Origin of the sequence: Xylanibacter ruminicola, assembly GCF_900107775.1 — a bacterium.
Taxonomy (GTDB): domain Bacteria; phylum Bacteroidota; class Bacteroidia; order Bacteroidales; family Bacteroidaceae; genus Prevotella; species Prevotella ruminicola_C.
Genome location: NZ_FNRF01000002.1, coordinates 508,610 through 531,476 on the forward strand (window position 1 = coordinate 508,610; position 22,867 = coordinate 531,476).

17 protein-coding genes, 2 tRNA genes and 1 riboswitch are annotated in these 22,867 nt (G+C 48.1%); of the genes, 9 read left to right on the top strand and 10 right to left on the bottom strand.

Annotated features, from left to right (window positions below; translation table 11 throughout):
• Positions 1 to 93: 93 nt before the first annotated feature.
• From BLU97_RS06180 to BLU97_RS06190, 3 genes are all read left to right on the top strand, one after another.
• Positions 94 to 702: a BT4734/BF3469 family protein gene (locus tag BLU97_RS06180; protein ID WP_081352893.1), complete on the top strand. Its 609-nt coding sequence runs from the start codon at positions 94 to 96 to the stop codon at positions 700 to 702.
• A 31-nt stretch (positions 703 to 733) separates the two neighbouring features.
• Complete coding sequence (locus BLU97_RS06185) at positions 734 to 2,641, top strand: DUF3987 domain-containing protein (RefSeq protein ID WP_074760717.1); 1,908 nt, start codon at positions 734 to 736, stop codon at positions 2,639 to 2,641.
• A gap of 222 nt (positions 2,642 to 2,863) precedes the next feature.
• Positions 2,864 to 3,406: a hypothetical protein gene (locus BLU97_RS06190; protein WP_074760718.1), complete on the top strand. Its 543-nt coding sequence runs from the start codon at positions 2,864 to 2,866 to the stop codon at positions 3,404 to 3,406.
• Positions 3,407 to 3,471: 65 nt separating this feature from the next.
• Here the strand turns inward: BLU97_RS06190 and BLU97_RS06195 are convergent, their stop codons facing one another.
• Genes BLU97_RS06195 through BLU97_RS06210 form a run of 4 tightly spaced genes read right to left on the bottom strand, consistent with a single transcriptional unit; the run spans position 3,472 to position 6,973 of the window.
• Positions 3,472 to 3,867, bottom strand: coding sequence for a hypothetical protein (locus BLU97_RS06195; protein ID WP_074760719.1), 396 nt, complete (start codon positions 3,865 to 3,867; stop codon positions 3,472 to 3,474).
• Between the two features lie 2 nt (positions 3,868 to 3,869).
• Positions 3,870 to 5,177: a tRNA lysidine(34) synthetase TilS gene (gene tilS, locus BLU97_RS06200; RefSeq protein ID WP_074760720.1), complete on the bottom strand. Its 1,308-nt coding sequence runs from the start codon at positions 5,175 to 5,177 to the stop codon at positions 3,870 to 3,872.
• Positions 5,167 to 6,342, bottom strand: a complete 1,176-nt coding sequence (locus BLU97_RS06205) for a class I SAM-dependent rRNA methyltransferase (protein ID WP_074760721.1) — start codon at positions 6,340 to 6,342, stop codon at positions 5,167 to 5,169. Before BLU97_RS06205 ends, tilS begins: the two co-directional genes overlap by 11 nt.
• Positions 6,320 to 6,973 carry a 3'-5' exonuclease gene (locus BLU97_RS06210; protein ID WP_074760722.1) on the bottom strand — a complete coding sequence of 218 codons (654 nt, stop codon included), beginning with the start codon at positions 6,971 to 6,973 and terminating at the stop codon, positions 6,320 to 6,322. Before BLU97_RS06210 ends, BLU97_RS06205 begins: the two co-directional genes overlap by 23 nt.
• An 89-nt stretch (positions 6,974 to 7,062) precedes the next feature.
• On the opposite strand from BLU97_RS06210, the gene BLU97_RS06215 reads away from it, so the two are divergent.
• The 6 genes from BLU97_RS06215 to BLU97_RS06240 all read left to right on the top strand — a co-directional run bounded on the left by BLU97_RS06215 (position 7,063) and on the right by BLU97_RS06240 (position 13,357).
• Positions 7,063 to 9,507 (top strand): FtsK/SpoIIIE family DNA translocase, encoded by a 2,445-nt coding sequence (locus BLU97_RS06215; RefSeq protein WP_074760723.1) that lies wholly within the window; start codon positions 7,063 to 7,065, stop codon positions 9,505 to 9,507.
• Between the two features lie 2 nt (positions 9,508 to 9,509).
• Positions 9,510 to 10,106, top strand: a complete 597-nt coding sequence (locus BLU97_RS06220) for a LolA-like putative outer membrane lipoprotein chaperone (RefSeq protein ID WP_074760724.1) — start codon at positions 9,510 to 9,512, stop codon at positions 10,104 to 10,106.
• A 17-nt stretch (positions 10,107 to 10,123) separates the two neighbouring features.
• Complete coding sequence (locus BLU97_RS06225) at positions 10,124 to 11,608, top strand: DUF5687 family protein (protein WP_074760725.1); 1,485 nt, start codon at positions 10,124 to 10,126, stop codon at positions 11,606 to 11,608.
• A gap of 114 nt (positions 11,609 to 11,722) precedes the next feature.
• Positions 11,723 to 11,795 (top strand) — tRNA-Lys (locus BLU97_RS06230).
• Between the two features lie 42 nt (positions 11,796 to 11,837).
• Positions 11,838 to 11,910, top strand: a tRNA-Lys gene (locus tag BLU97_RS06235).
• A 301-nt stretch (positions 11,911 to 12,211) separates the two neighbouring features.
• Entirely contained in the window at positions 12,212 to 13,357 is a 1,146-nt protein-coding gene (locus tag BLU97_RS06240; protein WP_139208869.1) for a tyrosine-type recombinase/integrase, read from the top strand.
• Here BLU97_RS06240 and BLU97_RS06245 read toward each other — a convergent pair.
• The 6 genes from BLU97_RS06245 to BLU97_RS06270 all read right to left on the bottom strand — a co-directional run bounded on the left by BLU97_RS06245 (position 13,350) and on the right by BLU97_RS06270 (position 22,691).
• On the bottom strand, positions 13,350 to 15,299 hold the full coding sequence (locus BLU97_RS06245) for a hypothetical protein (RefSeq protein ID WP_074760726.1): 1,950 nt from the start codon (positions 15,297 to 15,299) through the stop codon (positions 13,350 to 13,352). The two genes, BLU97_RS06240 and BLU97_RS06245, sit on opposite strands and share 8 nt — an antisense overlap.
• A 17-nt stretch (positions 15,300 to 15,316) precedes the next feature.
• Positions 15,317 to 19,339 carry a phage tail tape measure protein gene (locus BLU97_RS06250; RefSeq protein WP_074760727.1) on the bottom strand — a complete coding sequence of 1,341 codons (4,023 nt, stop codon included), beginning with the start codon at positions 19,337 to 19,339 and terminating at the stop codon, positions 15,317 to 15,319.
• 740 nt (positions 19,340 to 20,079) lie between these two features.
• A complete protein-coding gene (locus BLU97_RS06255; protein WP_074760728.1) occupies positions 20,080 to 20,493 on the bottom strand; it encodes a hypothetical protein in 414 nt (137 codons plus the stop codon).
• A riboswitch (SAM-I-IV-variant riboswitch) is annotated at positions 20,489 to 20,599 on the bottom strand. It overlaps the preceding gene by 5 nt.
• A gap of 489 nt (positions 20,600 to 21,088) precedes the next feature.
• Positions 21,089 to 21,430, bottom strand: a complete 342-nt coding sequence (locus BLU97_RS06260) for a cupin domain-containing protein (RefSeq protein WP_074760729.1) — start codon at positions 21,428 to 21,430, stop codon at positions 21,089 to 21,091.
• A gap of 241 nt (positions 21,431 to 21,671) precedes the next feature.
• Positions 21,672 to 22,259 carry a hypothetical protein gene (locus tag BLU97_RS06265; RefSeq protein WP_139208872.1) on the bottom strand — a complete coding sequence of 196 codons (588 nt, stop codon included), beginning with the start codon at positions 22,257 to 22,259 and terminating at the stop codon, positions 21,672 to 21,674.
• 12 nt (positions 22,260 to 22,271) lie between these two features.
• The gene (locus BLU97_RS06270) at positions 22,272 to 22,691 is read right to left on the bottom strand and encodes an N-acetylmuramoyl-L-alanine amidase (protein ID WP_074760731.1); all 420 of its coding nucleotides are present in this window, start codon (positions 22,689 to 22,691) and stop codon (positions 22,272 to 22,274) included.
• Positions 22,692 to 22,867: the final 176 nt, after the last annotated feature.

Here is a 22,867-nt window from a genome sequence, read left to right on the forward strand (position 1 = left end):
GCCACGGGGACGGATAAGGTGAAAGCGTAACCACTATACCGAAGTCCGTTTGTGCGAGTGGGTAAACCTCATACATAAAAATATAAGAATAGTATGATGGATAAAAATAACACCCCACAATCCGCTAGCAGCTGGAATGCTGCCGATGCGCGGATGAGCTTCTTTACGAAGCCGATTACGAACAAGTGGCCGACTGCCGAGCCGGTATCACTATTCCAAGTTTATCAGTATGTACACACGCGCAGATACTTACCCGAGACGCGTGAGCTTAGAGCCATCACCGACGACGACAAGGCACGACAGTACAAGGGCCAGCACCTTGACTACGTGACACCATCTGGCATATTCAGCTATTGCAGCGATACGTCGCTCGTTCAGCATTCTAGCGTACTGTGTATAGACCTCGACTACCTTTGCGAACGCGTGGAGAAACTGTTCGAGTTGCTTATCAACGACCCGATGTTCGAGACGCTGCTGCTCTTTCGCTCGCCACGTGGATTCGGACTAAAATGGTTTATCCACATTGACCTGACTCGTTGCGACCATCGCACTTGGTTCCAGGCTGTACGTAACTACCTGATGCATACTTATCACTTAAGCGACAAGCAGGTTGACAAGATGTGCGGCAATCCGTCAAGAGCTTGCTTTCTGTGCTATGATCCTGATGCATATCTTGCACCATATCTATACGAGAATTTTTAATTAGTAACACAAACAATACAAACAAAATATTATGGACAAAAAAATTTTTGATCCCATGGCTTGGGCCTCGGCAAGCGAAGCACCTACAGCCGAACATGTGAACTACCAGCAGAATTCAGAACTTGAAAAGGCCAAGGCAACTACCGACGAATTGCTGAGAATAGGAGCCAACATAGCTGAGAGCTACGACGACTATCTGCATTTGGGATTTGCCTTAGCCGACGGTCTGGGTGCTGACGGCCGAGAGTTGTACCATCAACTCTGCGCCCAAAGCACCAAGTACCGCGCGAAGGATTGCGAGGCGAAATGGCAGGAGTGCCTCTCAAAGCACGACGGTCGAACTACTATCGCAAGTTTTTACAAAATGGCACAGCAAGCAGGCGCCGACCTCAGCGCTATCAGCCGTCAGTTTCCCTCAAATCCCTCAAGCCCTCACGTAGATGTAGAGCACTCTGCTTATAGTAGTAATACATATTCTTCTAATAATTATCCTTTTTCCCCAACTACCCTCAACCATGAGGGAAGTGAGGAAAGTGAGGGAAACAATACAGAGTTGAGTTCAACTAACAACACACAGTACACTGAAACTTTTTCTGACAAACTTAACCACAGCAAGCTACCTACCCTGCTCCGTGTGCCTGTTGAGACACAAACAGAAGTTGAAGGAAGAGATAAAGTGATACTTGCAGCACTTACACTTTACTCTGGTGCTATGCCAAGCGTTTTCGGTATCTATGATGGTAAGCGCGTGTACCCACCGTTCTATACACTCATCGACGCACCATCGGGAGCCGACAAGGGTGTGATATCCGATTGTCGCCAGCTGCTGATGCCTATAGAATGGGAAATACGCCAGCAGTACAACAACGAGCTGGAGAAATACAAGCAGGAACTGACAAAATGGACAGCACTCGACAAGAAGCAACGCGCCAGTCAGCAGGAACCAGAAAAACCCGTCTATCGCTCTTTGTTCATCCCAGCCAATTCATCGGCCACCGCAGCCTATCAGGCTCTGGCTGATAACAACGAATGGGGTATCATCTTCGAAACCGAGGCCGACACCCTGACACAAGCCTTGAAGCAAGACTATGGCGACTATAGTGATGGACTGCGCAAAGCGTTCCATCACGAGACCATCAGCTATAGCAGAAGAAAAGACGATGAGCACGTAAACCTGAATTGTCCACGACTGGCATCGCTCCTCACCTGTACTCCAGGTCAGATACCGCAGCTGTTATCGCCCCAACAGGTAGAGAACGGTCTGGCCAACCGTTTCCTATTTTACAATCTTCGTAGCAAGCATGAGTGGCGAAATGTATTTGCACAGTGTGATGAGCCCATATCTGATCAACTCTTAAAGGTAGGACAACGATATCTTGAACTTTATCACGACTTGGAGAAACAAAGTCATCAACCGCTGCAATTCGTACTCAGTGTAGAACAGCAACAGCGTTTTAACGAATACTTCTCTGGCCTGCTGCTTGAGCAGATCGGTCTGTACGGCGAACAACTTGATGCATTCGTGAAACGTCTTGGACTTTCCACGTTCCGACTGGCCATGGTGCTTACCGTGCTTCGCTGTAATGACCACCAGCCAAAACTCGAGCCACTGTCGCAAACACTCGTCTGTGCCGAGGACGATTTCTGTACGGCTATGACAATTGCCAACTGCCTGATTAACCACACTACCCATGTGTATGCTAATCTACTACCTCACGACGATGTTAAGAGTTTAGCTACAGGCATCACGCTTTCGGCAGCAGAAAAATCGCTTTTCGATGCTATCGGTAAAGATTTTACCACTCAGGATTGCAAACAGGCAGCTGCCGCCCTTGGCATTACATGGAAATCGGCCGAAAGATATATAGGAAAGTTCGTTAGCACCTATCATATTGTTGACCGTATCAAGAACGGGCACTATCACAAGAAAAACGCATAACTACCTCTCAATCGTAATGAGCCGTAACCTCAACCGCCACGGGATTACGGCTCGTTTTTCTTTACATTACGACCGCCTTTAAAAGCATAGGTTAATTAACAATATTTAGCTAAAGAAAAGCGTTAAAAAACTTGCGTAATCCAATTATTTTTCGTACCTTTGTAAACAGAAAAGGTAGGAAAATCCTAACCTTGTTAATGTTTCACTTAATAATCTAATACCATGAGTAAGATTCTTTACGAAGTTTATCAGAATGACATCAAAGACTCAGAGTCGGCGATGTACGGAAAGTGGTACGCCCGACTGAAGAGTACCGAAACCATGACCCTGACAAAGATGGCTAAGCACATCTCTGAACACGGATCGGTATTTACCGAGGATGTGGTAGAAGGCGTCATCAAGAAGTTCAAGACCTGTCTGCTTGAATTGCTCCTCGACTCGAAGAAGGTAAAGGTGGCCGGACTTGGCACTTTCTATCTGACTTGTGAGTGCACCAAAGGCGGCGCCGACAAAGCCGAGGACTTTAATGTGAACCAGCACCTGTCGGCACTCCACATCCGATTCCTGCCCGACCAGACTGCTGAGGACAACCTCTCGAGCCGCGAGTTCATCAAGAAGGCTGAGTTTGTGAACGTCAAGAACCTGCTGTCGGGCAGCACCGATGATTCTGGCGAGAATCAGGAGAACGGTAGCAACACATCAGGTGGCGGCAGCACCAATACTGGTGGCAACACCGATGGCGACGATGAGTCGTACGGTGATTAAACGAAGAGAGAGGTCAGCAACATTACCGCTGGCCTCTCTTTTTATTCTTTCATTCTTTCAATCTTTCATTCTTTCTTCAGAAAGTCTAAAGGATTTATTTCCTCAAGTTTCTTTTTGATAAGCTGGCGGGCTTGGTCCTCGTCGAGGGTGTAAACGTGGTTAAACACGCCTACGGATACCATGATAAACTCGCCTTCGTAATCTACAAAGCCAAGACTGTAGAAGCGGTGGTCGCGAACCAGGAAACTGGTGTTCAGGAACTGATCAACGGCTGTGGTGGCGGCTACCGAGGCTATCGAGCCTAACGGACCATCGATGTTGTTTTCGCGCAATTCGGCACTAACAGCACCCTTAACAACCGATTTTATGGTATCAACATGCTGCTGGCGATCGGGCGTGGTGACCATCAAGCCTAAGGCAATGGCACCAATGATTACTAAAAAGATAACTAACTTTTTCATGCCTAGTTTACTTTATTTATTGTTATACGTAGAACCTTGCTGGTATCGTTGCTTACACGAAAACGGTTATCGGTGCGGCGACCAATTAGCCACACAATGGCGCCTGTGGCATCGGTTACTACCTCCTGGTGGCGCTTATCCAAGATACTGACCTTCTGGTCGGTAAGATAGTCGCTCACCAGTTTGCTGCCTTTCATACCAAAAGGTACGAATCTGTCGCCCTGCTCTACAAGGCGCACCGTGAGCGGGAACTGCACCTTATCGGCATCGAGCGTAGCCACATAGGGCTCACGCGATACGGTGGTATCGGTGGTTATCTCGAACTTAAAGGCCGTTTGGGCTTCGTCGCGATAGGTACCTGTCTCGGGTATTTTAAGCGGTTTAATCGGCTCTTCAATAGGCTCAACCTCAAAGAATTCGCGATCAACCACTAACCTATGTGTTGCCGAAAGAAATTCACGCCCAGTCTCGTTCATGCAATCAAGTATCTGTTCGGTTTGCGTAGAGTTAAAGCCCAATGGCGACAGCCACTCGTGAAGTATCGACGGCATCGACGGTGTTATGTCTGAATCTTTGTAGAACTTATTATCAGTTATAAAGTTATCAATATAATCTTTTATTTGCTTATTATATACCTCCTCGGCCTCGCGCAGGTAATTGGCGGTTTTATAGATGTTGGCCATAGCGCCAGGGGCGATTTCTTCGAGAAGCGGCAACACCATAAGACGAATTTTGTTACGCAGCACGTCGGCCTCGAGATTGCTTGAATCGGTAACGAAGGCTTGTCCGATGGAATCGAGATATTGTAGGATATCCTGTCGATTAATACACAATAACGGACGGCGCACGATATCGTTCTTAGGACGTATGCCTGTAAGCCCATGTATGCCGGCACCACGTGCCAGGTTCATCATCAGCGTCTCAACAGCATCGTCGCGATGATGGGCGATGCACACGTCGTTAGCTCCGATATCCTGACAAAGCTGACGGAAATAGCCGTAGCGCAAATCGCGTGCAGCCATCTCAATACTTACTTTATGTAGTGCTGCGTATTCTTTTGTGTCGAAATGAATTACGTGAAGCGGAATATCGTGCTGCTTGCAAAGGTTACGTACAAACTGCTCGTCGCGATCGCTCTCTTCGCCACGTAAACGGAAATTACAATGTGCAGCCTCGATTCTATAGCCCAAATCCTTTAAAATCAAGAGCAAGGCTACCGAGTCGGCTCCACCGCTCAGGCCCACCAAGTGCAGATCGAAGCGATAAAGAAGCTTCTCGCGCTCAATAAACTTTCTAACCTTATTCAACATACAACACCAGGCCTTTCAGATATTCGCCCTCGGGGTGATAGATGTTAATAGGATGGTCGGCTGGCTGGTGCAGCTGGTGCAGAATGCGCACCTTGCGACCAGCCTGAGCTGCTGCTGTGAACACAGCATTGCGGAAGTTATCTTTAGTAACTACCTGCGAGCAACTGAATGTAAAGAGTATGCCGCCTGGCTGAATCTTCTGGAAAGCCTTGTTGTTCAGGCGGGTGTAGCCCTTCAATGCATTATGCAGGGCACCACGGTGCTTGGCAAATGCAGGAGGGTCGAGAATAATCAGATCGTAATTGTTACCTGCCTGCTCAAGATACTTAAAGGCATCTTCGCAGAAGGCCTCGTGGCGGTTGTCGCCCTCAAAGTTCAGGGCTACATTGCGGTTGGTAAGCTCGATGGCCTTAGCGCTGCTATCTACCGAGTGTACCAGCTTGGCGCCGCCGCGCATGGCGTAAACCGAGAATCCACCGGTGTAGCAGAACATGTTAAGCACGCTCTTGCCGGCCGAATAACGCTCGAGCAGCGAACGGTTATCGCGCTGATCCACGAAGAATCCGGTTTTCTGTCCGCGCAGCCAATCTACATAGAACTTCAAGCCATTCTCGAGTGCCACATTATCCTCGCTGCCGCCATATACAAAGCCGTTCTCCATGTCGTCCATAAACGGCAGTGTGGTTTCGCTCTTGTAATATACATTATCAATACGACTACCCATTACCTTTACCAGCTGCTCGGCTATCTGCTTGCGCTGCAGGTGCATGCCAATACTGTGAGCCTGCATCACGGCGGTGCGGTCGTAAACGTCGATAATCAGTCCGGGCAGGTTATCACCCTCACCGTGTACCAGACGGTAGGTGTTGTTCTTGGGATTGTCGGCAATGCCGATGGATTGGCGCACTTTAAGTGCCGAGGCCAGTCGTGATGCCCAGAAATCAGCATCGATATCAACATCGCGGAACGAGAGGATACGTACGGCGATAGAGCCCATCTGGAAGTGACCCACAGCGATGAAATCGCCATGATTGGTTAATACGCGTACCAGGTCGCCATCCTTCAAATTGTCGTCGGCCTGTGCAATGGCACCCGAGAATACCCATGGATGGAAACGCAGTAAACTCTCTTCCTTACCTCGCTTAAGATATAGTTTCTTCATTATTCTTAGTTGTTATTTCTGGAACGATAACCAGTTGATAATCATTATTTTCAATCATTCTTTTAAACTCGTTGTAAAGCTGTACGCAGGCCCACGCATCGGTGGCTGCATAGCGCTTCTGATGGTCGTCGAGCACGTCGCGCTCCCAGTTGGTTAGCTGCTCGCGTTTGCTGATGCGCTCGCCAAATACGTTGGCGTAGAGCTTAGCCAGACTCTGATCCTCGATGCCCATCTTGCGGGCCATATCCTGCAAATCTACAAACTCGCCCATCTCAAACTCGCCTAACTGGTGCAAGCCCAATGCATCGTTTCGCCATGCCAGGCCCACCTTGGTTACGGTGTTGTCGGCCAACAAGCGCTTAACGGCAGGGCAAAGACCAATGTGATTCAAACGGAACAGGAAGCAGCAGTTCTCGGTGGATACCTGCAGCAACGAGCACTTGTGGTGTACGCCCTTTTTAAAGCTGGGGCGTGTTTCGGTATCGAACCCAAGCACGGGTTGAGCCAGCAGGTAATCAACTGCCCGCTCGGCTTCGGCTTGCGACACCACTACCACGATCTTTCCGTCGAAACAGGCACGTGGAAATTGCGAAATTGCCTTCTTATCTACCTTGTTTTGTATTAACTTTTTCATTTCTGCGTGCAAAATTATAAAAAAAATCCCGATTTATGATGAAATATGAGCGATTTTAGCTACTTTTGCACGAAAATATCATAAACTATATGAAGAAAGGAAAGAAAAAGAACTCAAACAACGAAAATAAAGAGCGCTTGAGCTTTATTCTCGGTGCCATTATATTTGGTATTTCTATCTACCTGTGTTTCGCATTCGTGTCGTACTTTACAACGGGTGCGGCCGACCAAACCCTGATAGAGGAGCCGCGTGCCGGTGAGGTGATGAACGAACACCATGAGTTTGCCAACACCTGTGGCTCGTTGGGTGCTTATGCGTCGTGGTTCTTTATTAAGCATTGCTTTGGCTTGCCGGCATTCCTGATACCGGTACTGCTGTTCGTGGTGGCCATACACCTGATGAAGGCCTATCGTGTAAACCTGCTTAAGTGGGCACTCGCGTCGATGCTGCTTATGATTTGGGCATCGGTTGCACTGGCCACATTCCTGGAGCCGTTGTTTGCCAACGCCAGCTTCAATCCTGGTGGCGATCACGGTTTGTATATCAGCAGCTTTATTGGCAACTTGGTGGGTGCACCTGGTCTCACAGCCTTGCTTATTCTAGTGGCTGTGGCATTCCTCACCTACTTTAGTGCCGCTACAATTATCTTTATCCGCAAGCTGCTTAACCCCGCCATCTATTATAATAAGGTAAAGTTTACCGTTAACAAGGGTGGTGACCAGACGGATACTAATGAATATGAGGACGAGGAAGCCGAGACACTGGTGTTCGACGACCCTGCCAAGCAGGAGGTGATATTCGACAACGATGGCGGTGCAGTAGTTATCGACGAGGGCTACCAGAACGAGAATATCAACATTAAGGAAGGTCCGATGCCTAAGCCTGTCAAGCCCGAGCCTAAGCAGCCCGAAGCTACTGGCAGCGAGATTGAAATGGTGGTTGAAGAGGCCAAGGGCGACACCGAGACTGCTAACGCTAAGACCGTGGCTGATGCTGTGGAGAGCAACGAGCCTTACGATCCCAAGCGCGATCTGGAGCACTATAAGTACCCTACCCTCGACCTGCTGAAGAAATACGATAACGATGGTAAGCCCTATATCGATATGGCTGAGCAGAATGCCAACAAGAACCGTATCGTGGATGTGCTGCGCACCTTTGGTGTTGAAATCAGCAGCATTAAGGCTACCGTTGGTCCTACCATCACACTTTACGAGATTACACTGGCACAAGGCGTACGTATCCAGAAGGTGAAGAACCTTGAGGATGATATCGCCCTGAGTCTGGCTGCACTCGGTATCCGTATCATCGCCCCAATGCCTGGTAAGGGTACGGTGGGTATCGAGGTGCCAAATGCCAAGCCGTCAACCGTATCGATGGAGTCGATCCTGAACTCAAAGAAGTTCCAGGAGTCGAAGATGGAGCTGCCTTGTGCTATCGGTAAAACGATTACCAACGAGGTGTTTATGTTCGATTTGGCCAAGGCACCACACTTGCTGGTGGCTGGTGCTACCGGTCAGGGTAAGTCGGTTGGTTTGAACGCCATCATTACCTCTTTATTATATAAGAAGCACCCAGCCGAGCTGAAGATTGTGCTGGTTGACCCCAAGAAGGTAGAGTTCAGTTTCTACGAACCTATCTGCAACCACTTCCTGGCTCAGGTGCCCGACGAAGAGGCCGATCCGATTATTACCGACGTAACCAAGGTGGTGCGTACCTTGAACTCGCTGTGTAAGGAGATGGATACACGTTACGACCTGCTGAAGGTGGCCCGTGCACATAATATCAAGGAGTACAACCAGAAGTTTACAGCCCGCCAGCTGAATCCTAATAACGGTCACCGTTTCCTGCCATACATTGTGGTGGTAATCGATGAGTTCGGTGATCTGATTATGACTGCCGGTAAGGAGGTTGAGCTGCCTATCGCACGTATCGCCCAGTTGGCACGTGCCGTGGGTATCCACATGATTATCGCTACCCAGCGCCCAACAACCAATATCATTACCGGTACCATCAAGGCCAACTTCCCAAGTCGTATCGCCTTTAAGGTTTCGGCTGGTATCGACTCAAAGACCATTCTCGACCGTACAGGTGCTCAGCAGCTGATTGGTCGTGGTGATATGCTGGCGCTGGTAGGCGGCTCAGAGCCCGAGCGTGTACAGTGTGCCTTTGTGGATACGCCCGAGGTTGAGCGTATCAACGAGTACATCAGCGAGCAGCAGAGCTACGGTGCACCATTCGAGTTGCCCGAGCCTGATATGCCCGATGCCGATATGGGTGATGGTGGCGATAGAGATGTGGATATGGCTCATCTCGATCCGCTGTTCGATGATGCAGCCCGATTGATTGTTATGAACCAGAGCGGTTCTACATCACTCATACAGCGTAAGTTCGCTATCGGTTACAACCGTGCAGGCCGACTGATGGACCAGCTCGAGAAAGCTGGTGTGGTTGGTGCTGCAATGGGTTCGAAACCTCGCGAGGTACTGATTCAGGATGAGAATAGTTTGAATAATCTTTTAAATAGTTTACGATAAAAATGAAACGATTAAGCATGATGCTGGTTGCTGCGCTGCTGGCCGTAGGAGGCTATGCGCAGACAGCAAAGAGCGTATTGGATAAGGCTGCTGCCACTATCACTGCCCCCCAGGGCGTAAAAGCTAATTTTAAGATGAGCGCCACCAGTGGCAGTACCAGTGGTTCCATCGCCATCAAAGGTAAGAAATTCTATGCCACCACACCTCAGGCCACCGTATGGTTCGATGGTAAAACACAGTGGACCTACATGAAGAATAACGACGAGGTGAACGTGAGCAATCCTACCGAGGCGCAGTTGCAGGCCATTAATCCCTACAACTTTATCAATCTGTACAAGCGTGGTTATAACTACACCATCAACACAGCTGGTAAGGATTATGTGGTGCATCTGCTGGCCAACAGCGGTGAGCGCAAAATCAAGGAACTGTTTGTTACCGTTGATAAGAAGAACTATCAGCCCAAGCAGGTAAAAATGCTGCAGGGTAAGAAGTGGACCACCTTCGATATCAGCAACATTAAGAAGGAGAAGCTGGGCGACGGTCAGTTCCGTTTCAACTCAAAAGACTTCCCCAAAGCCGAAATCATCGATCTTAGATAAAAAACAAAACTTAAACAATGAACAAATTTCAACTGTACCGACTGCTTCGTAAGAACACTAACCTGAGTTATAAACGTAGTCCTGCCTTCGAGCAGAACAAGTGGGCCAAGCTACTTATTTATTTAGGTGCTGGCATGTTTGCCCTTTACCTTATTATGTATGGTTGCATAGTGGGTATGGCTGCCAAAGGTGAGGCTGGCATGATGCTGGCGTTTGCGCCTTTTTATATGGCCATCGATTTCCTGCTGCGTTTCATCGTGCAAACCACACCTGGCATGATGGTTAAACCCTACATTCTGCAGCCCATTTCGCGCTATACCGCTATCGAGTGTTTCTTGATTGGCGAGCACGTGAGTGGCTACAATCTGTTGTGGCTTTGCATGTTTGTGCCCTACTCTATCATCCAGCTGTTTGCTGGCGAGAGCTTCGTTCTGGTACTGCTCGAATTGGTAACCTGCGAACTGCTCATGGTTCTGAACAGTCAGATTTATCTGTTCTTCCGTACACTGATTAACCGCAGCGTGCTGTGGCTTATTCCTGGTTTGGTGTTCTACGCTCTGCCATTTACACCGCTGATGCTGTCGCCAAAGGCCGACACCTTCGATAAAATGGTAGATATGATTATTGCTCAAGGTTTGTCGTGGTATGCCCTGCCTATCGTTCTGCTGGTTATCTGCGGTTTGTTCTTTGTAAACCGCCACATGCAGTTTATCTTTGTGTACGAGGAAATCTCGAAGAAAACCGAGCGTGCACTCAAGCATGTGTCAGAGTTCGCATTCTTTAATCGCTTCGGATTGGTTGGTGAATATCTCAAAATCGAGCTTAAGTCGAACATCCGCAATAAAACCATGCGTACACGCTGTATCTATAGTCTGTGTGCCGTGATTGCTTTCTCGCTGCTGGTGGCTTATACCACTATTTACGACAGCGAGCTGATGCAGAACTTCTGGTGCCTGTACTGCTTTGCCCTTTATGGCGTAACTGCCCTAATTAAGATTATGGGTCAGGAAGGCAACTATATCGAGCTGCTGATGATGCACCGCGAAAACATCATCGCCCTGCTGCGTGCCAAGTTCATTTTTTATAGCGCTGTGCTCATTATTCCATTTGTTATCATGCTGCCTGCCGTGTTCACTGGCAAGTACACCATACTGATGCTGTTTGCTTACATGTTGCTTACGGCCGGATTCCTGCATTTCGTCATCTTCCAGCTGGCGGTTTACAACAAGCAGACCTTGCCCTTGCAACTCAAGGTAACAGCTAAGGGTAACTTCGAAAATGGTATGCAGTTGGTCATCGAGTTGTTTGCACTTTTTGGTCCTGTGCTCATTACTGGTCTCGGATACCTGTTGGTGGGTCTTACCTATACCTATATAGTTATGTGTGTAATAGGTGTTGCATTCATTATTACCCACCCCATTTGGATTCGCAATATTTACACCAGAATGATGAAAAGAAGGTATGAAAACCTCGAAGGATTCATGAATACACGCGATTTCTAGGCTTTTTTTGAGTTTTTTGAAAGAAAATCGCGAAAAAGTTTGGTGGTTTAAAAAAATAGTCGTACCTTTGCACCCGCAATTCAGCAAGAGAGCTGATACAAAGCGAAAAATGATGCACCCGTAGCTCAGTTGGTAGAGCACCTGACTCTTAATCAGGGTGTCCAGAGTTCGAGCCTCTGCGGGTGTACTTTTTGCAAGAAAATAGGCCCTAAAAAGCCACCAAAATGATGCACCCGTAGCTCAGTTGGTAGAGCACCTGACTCTTAATCAGGGTGTCCAGAGTTCGAGCCTCTGCGGGTGTACAAGTGAAGAAAAAAGAAGCAGACTTTTGAAGTCTGCTCTTTTTGTTTAGGAACCAGGCACTTATGCCCCAACTCCTACTTATGATAAGCCAGTTCGATAATTTTAAGTTATTGTTGAACCCCGCAGTCCATTTGGACAGACTTGGAATTAACTGGAACGGCTTGGACATACCTGGACATTTTTTTGTTACCAGTTTTGTTACCGGCCACGAGCGGATTTGTTACCGCTTGTTACCGCTTGTTACCACTGACCTAAAGTTTTGTTACCAGTCTTCCGGTGGCTGCACAAAAAAACAAAATTATGAAACAACATGTAAGAGTGGTCTTTGACCGCAAGAAGGCCTCGGCCAAGACAGGAACTGGTAAGATTGAACTGTGTGTTTACCTGAAAGAAGGTGAACGCAAGTGGATCACTGTTGGTACAGCATCACCTGAGAATTGGATGTCTGTATCAAACTCTCGCAGCATCACCTCAAAGGTGGAGCACTACGAACAGGTTATTAAAGCCATGGAACTATTGAAGGAGGATATGACAATATCCAACTTCAACCGCTATGTAGAGTTTGAGCAACTGGGACATAATCAAGATAAAGTGCTCTTCAATGGCAATGATTTGCGACAGAGCTTCGTGGAGTTTTGTCGTAAACATATGGAGCAAGAGAATCTGGCTCAGAACTCTATTAAGGATATCAAGGTCGTTTTAAAAAGTGTTGAAGAGTCTGGATTACTCAATACATTAGCAGATCTAACACCTGCCAATGTCCGAGCTTATGATGCTTGGCTTAGAAAGCCAAACACCAGAACTGATTATACTATTAATGGCTATCATAAGAAGGTACGCAAGTACACAAAGATTCTTTGGCAGCAGGAGATTATTTCAATTGACCCTTATGACCATGTAAAGTTTCCAAAGGGCACAAATAAGGAGCGTCATCCACTTACTGAGAATGAAATCATCAAGATTCGTGATGCAGAGTTCTATGGCCGTAAAGACCGCGCAAGAGATTTGTTCGTCTTCATGGCATATACTGGACTTGCTTATTGCGACATGTGCTTGTTTAACTTCAAAACGATGACAGAATTGCATGATGATTATTATTATATCGACGGTGCACGTCTGAAGACCGGTTCGAACTTCTTCACTCCTATCCTACCACCTGCTTTGGCCGTGCTTGAAAAATACGACTTCAAGTTGCCAATTATCAGCAATCAGAAGTTGAATGATTATTTGCATCTCATCCAAGATACATTGGATATTAGAAACGAAGTAACCTGTCATATCGGTCGCCACTCGTTTGCTACGCTTATGCTTACTTATGGCATCCCCATTGAGAAAGTAAAGAGAATGCTCGGACACAAGAACATTGCAACGACTCAGATCTATGCTAAGATTCTGAAGAAGAATGTAGAGGATAGTGTCAACGAGATTCTCCCTACACTCAGATAATTCGATAGAATGTACCTTTGAGTAACTGCGACTTTCCTGTTGATTCATGGAAAGTCGCTGTTATTTTCTCACAGATATAGCGGCTGCCTTCAATGTAGAAGACGGCACGCGGATTGGGAATATCGTCAGAAAGGAAAGAAAAGCTGTACTTCTTCCTGTTGTCGATAGTGTAGGTATATTGATATGGGATATTCTGCGAGTCGAGACCTTTCTTGGGCTCCAGGCGCAGTGAGTACGGGGGCTTTACTGCAGTAAAGTCATCGTCTATCTCTACCCTATCTACTATCGGACGCGGCAACTTTCCTGTGTTGCGGATATTACCGTCCCAGAAGGCCACATATAGCTTGTCGAAATAAGCCTCTGCCTTTTCCTGATCCCCTTTTTCTATGGTCTTTCCGGCCATACTCTGCGCTAAAGCGCCGTCGCCATATTCTGTTTCTGTATCGCCTTGCCTATCATCGTCTCGACTTCCAGTAAAACCTCGTGTTCGCTGCCCTCCCATCCGGCTGCCATCGCCAGTATCGACGGAACCACCTCCAGTGGTATCCTCGTTCCATGTCGTAGCGTTTCCCAGGTCGCCACATTCCAGAAATAAGCACGGGCCTAAAGACTCGTCTGTTTCATCAATCCAGGCAGGCACCATTTGCAATTCCACTTCTTCTGCATTCTTACTAACGAATAACTTACCAAACTGGTTAACTGGCATCAGACGGTTGTAGTATTTATACCAATGATAATCCTGGTCACCGATATGTGTTGTTTCGTATAACACTGACTTGTAGCAGTACATAATAAAATAGGTATCTACGTCCTTGGCATAGAAGATCTTGTTACCATCGGAACCAGCCGGATAGCCTCGTGAATAACGCTTATGTGAACCTCCATCTGTGATGTAAATACCGCTTTCCTTAAGTGTTTTGGCATAGTTGAGTAATGCTGTAAGCGTGCTATATTTTAAGGCGCTGTCTTTGTTCTTAGCGATGTACCACTGGCAGCTGCGATACGACCAAAGACGGTTGTCATTGTCAGCATAGGAAATGTTTTTCGAAGCGATGTAGTCCGATTTGTCCTCCTGAGCCACGTCCACAGAGTACTTGCTGACGATACGGTCAATTTTCATCGATTTGATGTTATGAGCTATCTTGTGCGAGAAGTCAAACCTGATTGTGCGGTTCTTATGGTTGATGGTGAACTCACCACCCATCAGCAGTTCCAATTGCTCGAAGAATTCAGTGAGCGACCAGTGTGGCATGGCATCAGCAAAGTTAGCTAACGACCATGCTGCAGGGAGCGTGTTGCAGATAATAAGGTACTTCCAATAACTGTTGTTGATGGCGTTGAAACTACCAGAATACTTTATGGCGCTGCATATCTTCTTCAGAATGTATAGCAGATACGGCTGGAATGAGAGATTAGTGAGCTTGCTATCCCATTGAAAACTGCCGTTCGATGCTTTTGTCACGGCGTTTTGAAGATTGCCTGATGTGTTGTTCACCCATGGCAGAGCAACATAATCAACCAATGGATAGCTCGCTTCCCATGCAGTGGAGATGTCGTAATTCTCGGCACTCCGGTCAGATGGGGTGCCGAGATCGAGCTGGTTCAAGTAGATATTGTCAAAAGTATCGTTGAAGTTCTGTTCGCTTCGGCCCTCCAGGAACTGTGTCTTAACTTCCACCTCTGATATCTGTGTGATGGTGATGCAGCCAGCTTTGTAAAACTGTTTATCACGGATTTCACAGTCAAATACAACTTTGTTCTTCAAAACGTCCTGACGATAGAGGTGCCCGAAGATATCAATGTTCTGCGGGCATCCTTTCAGCGGGAAAGTGATGGTAAGTGTGTAGCTGTCAGAGCCTGTAAACAAGGGGTTCTCTGCGATATATTCAAACGATGTGTTCTTTTTGAGATAGGCAATCTTGCCGTTGATAATGATTTCCATATTGAAATGCTTATGTTTTATTTCCTGCGACTTTTGGGAGATTTGTTACGGATGAGCTGGTCGTATTCGTCCTGGGCCTTTTTGATGCCTGTGTCGCCAGTGACGGTGTTGACTGTCACAAAAGGTTCGCTGAGACGATCCTTCAGCTGGCGCATGATATCGGCATACTCCTTCATCAGCTTATCAGACTGTTCTGACTGCTGTTGGGCTGGCTGCAGGATAACTGTCGGCGATGATGGTGCGGACTGTGCGTACACGCTCGGAGCCACGATACTTCGTGAAACGTCATCCGAGCGTAATGAACCGATGGTGTTCGTTCGCTGGGCATAGTCCAAAGCCTCAATCATCGGGCGGGCAACGGGCGACTGCAGTAACTCCTGACTGGCCACCCACTCCCCTTTATGTACGATGCCGGCCACCTCATATTTACCTCCTTCACCGGTAAAACCACCTTTGGCATACCCCTGAGCGGCGGATGCTTCCTGCTGCTTCTTGATAGCAGCTACTTGAAGCATACCAGCAGCTACTGCCGAAGCTGCTGCTATTGGTGCCAGGATATAACCAATCAGTGGCACTGCTGCGGCAGAACTATAGGCGTTGATCGCCGAAGTAGCTGTCTGTGCGATGGCCTGCATCACCTGCATCTTGAACATTTTCTTGTTCGCGTCGGACTTGACCTTGGCCACCTCCTGTTCCTTCTGCTTCTCCAGTTTCTTCACGATGTAGTTGTTACCCTCGGCATTGGATATCTCCGTCTGGTATCGTTTTTCGATGGCAGAAATCTGAATGTCTGCTTCTGCTTGAATGAGCGAAGACATCTGTTGGAAGATGCTGCTCATGCCTGAGCTGATGACATCCAGGGAGCCTGTGACCGCCTTCCCCATATCTGATTGCAGCCACTCCTGAGTGGCGCTGGTCCATTCTTCGAGGAATGACCTGTTATCGTCGAGTTCGTCGATGCCGTATTTCTTTCGCAGGGCCTTTTTCGCTTTCTGGTAGTCCTCCTCGATGCGGAGCTTCTCCTTGGCGTTGTTGTCGGCTGCTTTTATCTCCAGGTCATAGACTACTTTGAGTGCTTCCAGGTCGGTCATATATTTACTTGTCCGCTCTGAGCGATTGTCCCCGAAGAATTCCTCCTTGATTTTCTTCAGTTGGTCCTGATGCTTCTTCTGGGCGGCTTCCGTCTCCTGTTGGCGTCGCTTCTGGTCGGCAATGAGTTTGTCCTGATATCGGGTCTGCGCCTGCGTGTATTCAGTCGTGCCCTCTTCATAGATCGACGTCATGCGTTTCAGGTGATTCAATTCCAAGAGCTCCATTGACTGCTGGTAAATCTCCTGGTCTATCTTCCCATCGATATAGCGTTGCTTCTGGATGGACATTGCTTCGTTGTAAAGCTGTGTCTCCTGTTCCACAGTGATTTTTGTATGCTGCTCCGATTGCTTCTTTTCAGCCTCTGCATATGCTGCCTGAGCCTCCAGCTTTTCTATTTCCGTGAGGTCGCTGTGCTGTAGAATCTTCGTCTGGTATTCGATTTCGATTTCCAGAATGCGCTTCTGGTACTGTTCGTAGTTCTGCTGACCGGTGGCATAACTGATTCGATTGAGGGCTTCTTCCTTGGCTTTCCAGTCCTTTTCCTCCTTGAAGCGCTCCTGTTTTTTGCTGTTGTCAGTGGGAGGTGGTGTTGGGGTCTTCTTTGGGTCTTCGGCCTTTGCTAACTTCTCTGCTTCGTCTGCCAGGCGCTGATTGTCCGCTGTGAGGGATTCGATGATGTTGTTGTACTGCGTCACCGTCTTGTCCAGACGGGACTGTTGCAGCTTCCATGCCCTGTAGGCAGCTGGACTTACATTGGCGCTGCGGATGGCCTCCGATTCCGACTGGCCCTGCTTTTCGTTGAAATAGGCGTCCTGAATGTTATGAGGCGCCTCGTTGAAATGCACGTCACGCTGCTTCTCAGCGTCGGGCAGTTTGTCTAAAGCGGCTTTGATTTTCGCTGAATTCTTCAGCTGTTCAGTGTAGTTTTTCAGGATTTTGATGTTATGCCCATATAGCTGGCCTTCCTCGCTGATACTCGCGTGGTAGTCAGGTATGATCTGTTGCAGCTCCTCGATGGCCTTTTGGCGCTTGTTGACCGATAGAGACTCGTTTTCTATCGTACGTTTTAGCTGCTCAATTCGGTTGATTTCCTCGCGTGTGTTGCGGTCGGCTTCCTCATTGATATCTTTCAGGCGCTTCTGAGCTGCAGCGGCGGTGCTGCTTGATTTGGCAAATTTCACGTACAACCCAATCAGGAGAGTCATAGCCGTGATGGCCACACCCAGGGGGGTCATCTTCAGCACCTTGTTAAAGAAAGTTTGTGCTGCTGCAGCGGCTGTGATTTCCCCTCTTAGTACCTTGTGTTTGAGGATAGAGGCTGCCAATGCCGTGTTTTCGATGGCTATCGCTGCAGCCTTCAGCTTGGCGACGGCAATGTAACGGAGTGACCACAGATGTTGCAGCTTGACGGCGGTATAGTAGCCGACAACTGCTGCTGTCAAGGTGATGAGTGTACCTTTGTATTTCAGGATGAAGTCCACCAGCGTTGAGAGGACTTTTAGCATGAGTGTTGTGCTGCTCAGAACGTGACGCATGACGGGCTGTAGCTTTTCACCCAGCTCGATGGCCATTTCCTTGACACGCTTGCGCGCCTTGTCCAGTCCGGCCTGTACCGTATTGTTCTGTACGTTGTATTCCTTGTTGACCGATGTTGCTTCCTTGAAAGCCTTCGCTGCTTCCGACTGTTCCCAACGAATCATATCCAAATTACCTGCCAACGCAGATATGACCTGAGCAACTCGGGCACCGTTTTCTCCCATATCCTTGAAAATGGGTGCCAGAACGTCGATGTTACCCAGTTTGTCGAGCGTGTCTAGGAGCATCAGCAGGCCCTCGTTTGTTCCCTTGGCCAGCGTCTGCTTGAACTTCTCCGCATTCATGCCCGTAGCCTTAATAATCTTATCCTGCTGCTTGAACATGTCCATGATCAGCTTCGAGACAGCTGTGGCCGACATCTCAACGGCCTGTCCCTGAGAGTCGAGGACAGCGGCCAGACCCATAATCTGTGGGATGGTCATTTCTGCCTGGGCACCTACGCCTGCCATACGCTTGGCGAAGTTGGCCAGGTATGGAGCTGATGCGGTGCAGTTCTGTGAGAGCTCGTTGATGACAGAACCAACAGACAGCAACGCTTTTTCTGTGCCTAAACGCTCTTCGTCGCCGAAGATGTTGGTCAGTTTGGAGAGTGTGAGCGTGGCCCCGTCGCCGAGCTCGTCGAGTGCGACATTGATCTGGTCAGCCGCTTTCACGAATCCCATGATATCCTCTTTCGACTGCTTGCCCAGTTTACCCGCTTCCTCTGCAAGGATGTTCAGCTGTTCACGGCTGGAGCGTGTGTCCATCTTCTTGAATTCCTCGTTCAGGTCCTCGACTTGTTCCTTGGCCATGCCCGTGAACTTGCGGACATTAGCCATCTCTGCGTCGATGTCCGCATAGGCTTTCACAGCGGAACGGCCGGCCATAATGATACCTGTTGCAGCAGCTATCATGCCCATGAGTGTGGTCTGCCAGTCGTTCATCTTACGGTTGAAGCGGTCCCAGAATCCCTCGCCAACGGTCAGCTCGGTGTTGACCTTGGCGAGTTCCGCTTTCACCCGTTTGATGGCTTCCGCCTGCCGGTGCCACTGCTCTGTACCTCGTTCGATACCGTTGAGCTGCTTCTTGAGAGTGGCTAGTGTCTTGTTAAGTTCCTTGGGTGTAGCTTTGTCGAGGTTCTTCAGGACCTTCTCCACGCCGGCAGTTGCACTCTCTATCTGAGCTATCTGGCGGTTGGTCTGCTTCAGTTCTTTCTGAAGCCGTTTGAGTTCTACTTTGTTACCCGCTTTGGCTGCGTTCTCGATAGCATGTTCCAGGTCTTTTGATTTCTTTGTGAGGTTGTCCAGCATATCCTGCGCCTGTTTGCCGTTGACAGTCAGGGTGACAGTTGCGTTTGTGTTGATTGATGACATGATTTACAAGTTTAAATATGGATTTACAAGTGCAAATTTAGTTTCGTGCGTGTGTATGTGAAAAGACGTGTCTGATGCCCATGCCTGAGACTTGACTGGGTGAAGGTATGGGGCGCACATCAGGCACTTTTCATTGATTATCCCACATTTATTTGTTAAAACCGAAAATAGTTAAGTTAATAACCCTTTCGGTTACTGATAATCAATGACTTACGGGATTGTTAAGGGCGGTGCCCTTAACCCGTCGGGATAGACACCCCCCACGCGCCCTGCCCTCGCCTCCCGCTCCCAACGCTCAGAAGAAGCGGAATATGTAAACAGATGTTTAGAAGATGGGGTTTAAAGTCGGATATTGTTAAGAAAGCCCCCGAGGTTGCACATAGGCTCAAAAGCCTTTGAAATTCGGCTAAAACGGCGAATGTGCGGTACTGAGCCACAGGTGCGACACGAAATCCCTTTGACCTGGCAAAGGGTTGCGTGGCGTACTTGTGGAATGGGCGAATCAGACACGCTTCGGCTTGACCTCAATCTTTGATTGAAATCATAGCCGATGTGTGTCCGCCCTGGCGCACGGATGTGCGGTACTTGGCAGGGGTGAACAGACATAAAGAAAAGCAGAGGCAGAGTGTTGGCTCACCAGAGCCTTAACGTGCCCCTGACTTTTCTGTTGGCTGTTCTCTCCTGCTTGACTCCAGAGCCGAATGTGACAGTGGCTTGTCCGCTGCCTCTTTCGGCTGGAACTACTGTTTTAGCAGGGCTTTGCCGTACTTGTACCACCAGTAAACAGAATCGTAGAGTGCGTAAACACGCTCTTTGAAGAAGTCTGGATACTTTGGTGTTAGCTCTTCTGCATTGTAACCTGCAATGACACAGATGAAAGAGAGGTCGGCCTCGATGTAATCACACCATTTGTTCTGACCAAGACACCAACCGAGGATGTTATCAAACTCGGCTTCGCTTTTTGGCAACTGCACGTGCACGACAAGGTGCGGCTTGTCCTGCTGGTACAGGAGCCAATAGGAACCATGTCCTTCGATGTGTTTCAACTCTGCCTTGAAGGACTCGAAGGCAACATGCTTAGGCTTTAGCCCAGGCTTCTGTAGGCGTGGGAACAATACTAAATCACTTTTTTCAATCTTTCTGATTTCCATCATCGTAAATTTTTAGTGGGTTAAACAATCTCACTCACATCATTTTACCACCGATGCCTACGACAGTTGGCCGGTTGGTGGGCAAATTGTGCCACTCTTGATGCAATTTTCTGCTGCAAAGATACGGAATTAATTTGAAATGGACGAATGTTTATAGGAATTTTTAATTGATGGTGAGCCGAAGGCTTTATAGGCAAGGGACTTGATGGACTTTGTACATCGCTTGTGTGGATGGGCGGAGCTTTGCCACTCGTGGAAGGCTGACAAAATGTGCGTGGGTGCTGCGCGGCGAGCAGCATAGCCGCTCCTTCAGGACAAAGGAGTGTGTATTGGCTGGTACAGGAACTTGCTTGCTGGACTTGACGATACTTACTTCTTTGAGGCCATGCCGCTCACCGCATCAGCAGCGCTTATGCTCTTTGCAGGCAACCTGGAGCGAGTGGCATGCCCGAACATACATACAAGCCAAGCATCGGATGATGATTGAAGGACCGCAGGGGATTGTGGGCGGGACGAGCGTACGAAAGTGCGAAAAAAAAGGCAGGGGCGAATTTTATTCACTCCTGCTTATTGATCATAGCCGATTTCGAAGGGATTTCTATTTGAGGAAATCCTTTCGCATCGGTGTGAAGGTGTCGATAAGAATGCCTGCTTCCAAACAGACACAGCCATGTGGCAGGTTGGGAGCTACATAATAACCATCGCCAGCTTTGAGAGTCTTCTTTTCGTCGCCGATAGAAACTTCGAAACATCCACTGGCCACGTATGTACTTTGGGTATGTGGATGTTGATGGATGGGGCCGACGGCTCCATGCTCGAATTTCACTTTCACCATCATTAGGTTGTCGTCATATGCCATTATCTGACGGACAACACCATCACCGGCATCTTCCCATTGGATGTCGGAGGCAATTTGGAAGGTTTCACTTTTCATATTCATCTTTAGAATTTTACTGTGAATTCATCCTGGATATCGCTGTTCTCTACTTCGTAAGTCAGCACATGACTACGGGATTTTTTAATTTCAATTTCGGGTGATTCTACTGATACCCTTGCATATTCTAGATTCATATATTTCAATGTATATAATAAATATCATTCTTGTCGGAGGCAAAGGTACAAAAAATATTGGGAATGGCCTCACGGCTGTCCCAATATTTTTCTAAAACTTCATAAACAGATTAATGAAAACGCTTTTTCATGACATAAGAGATTATTATTAATGCAAGTATGGAAGAAAGAACCACAAGATTCGTAGGAGCGGAGCTTGGATGAGAGCTTTGCTTGGTGGCCGATTTGAGCTTTTGGGACTGGGTGGCCATGACCACGCTGTCCTTCAAATCGGTGGCGGTGACGGACTTCTCCTTGGTGCTTGCACCGAGGTGTAGTCCGTAGATGTGGAGGGACTTTGGAAATGGCGAAGCGAGGACGGGACGCGAAGCGTCTCGTGGGCGCTGATGGCTATTGGGGACTTGTGGTGTGAGTGAGTCAAAGGGAGTTTCCAACCAGCCTTCTATCCCTGATGGAAACGCTGTTGGAAACTCCCGAGACTCATTAAAGAATATCATTGAGATGCTGTCTGCAGACAGATGGAACTGTCTGGAGAGAGAATCGAGGGTGCGGTAAAAAGTGAGACGGGATGCCGTCACGGCTGCCGTCTCACTTTCACTTACCGCCTTTTCGGACGTGCGCACTGTCTTACAAGCGGCAAGTGACAGACAAAATGAAAACAAAATAACAGAGTAAAGTGAGCGAGAAAAGTATTTCATATTTTGTGTTGTCTATTTAAAGATGTAGTCATACTCGTGGACATTGAACGAAGGACAGGCCTTGGCTGCGAATTCGCGGTGGCCATGAAGAGTGGCTTGTGGGTAGCGTTTGTGAAGTTCCGTCAGGATCTTCACGAATGCTTCCTTCTGGGCTGGTGTTCGGGTATCCTTCTCGGTAAGCTTAGCGTCTTTAGCGCAACCGCCGACATAGCAGACTGCGATGGAGTGCTTATTATAACCTGAGCAGTGTATGCCAGGGATGGACTCATCCAGGCATTGATGGATGGTGCCGTCGAGGTATATCAGATAGTGATATCCGATGTGGGACCAGTGATTGTCCTTGACGTGCATACGTCTGATATCTTCGACAGTCTGGACTCGGCCTTCGGGCGTAGCCGTGCAGTGGCAGATAATCCTGTTTATCTCTCTCATTGGATACCTCCCTCCTCTATTGTGTCGAACCTAGATTTTAGTTCGGCAAACTTGGTGTGAATGTATATACTCACGCCAAAGATAGAACCTGCGTATATTAGGCACTGGGCGAAGAATAAGAGTACTGAGTCTGAGATAATGCCTGTAGGGGCAACTATGAAGCCAGCTGTCGCCAG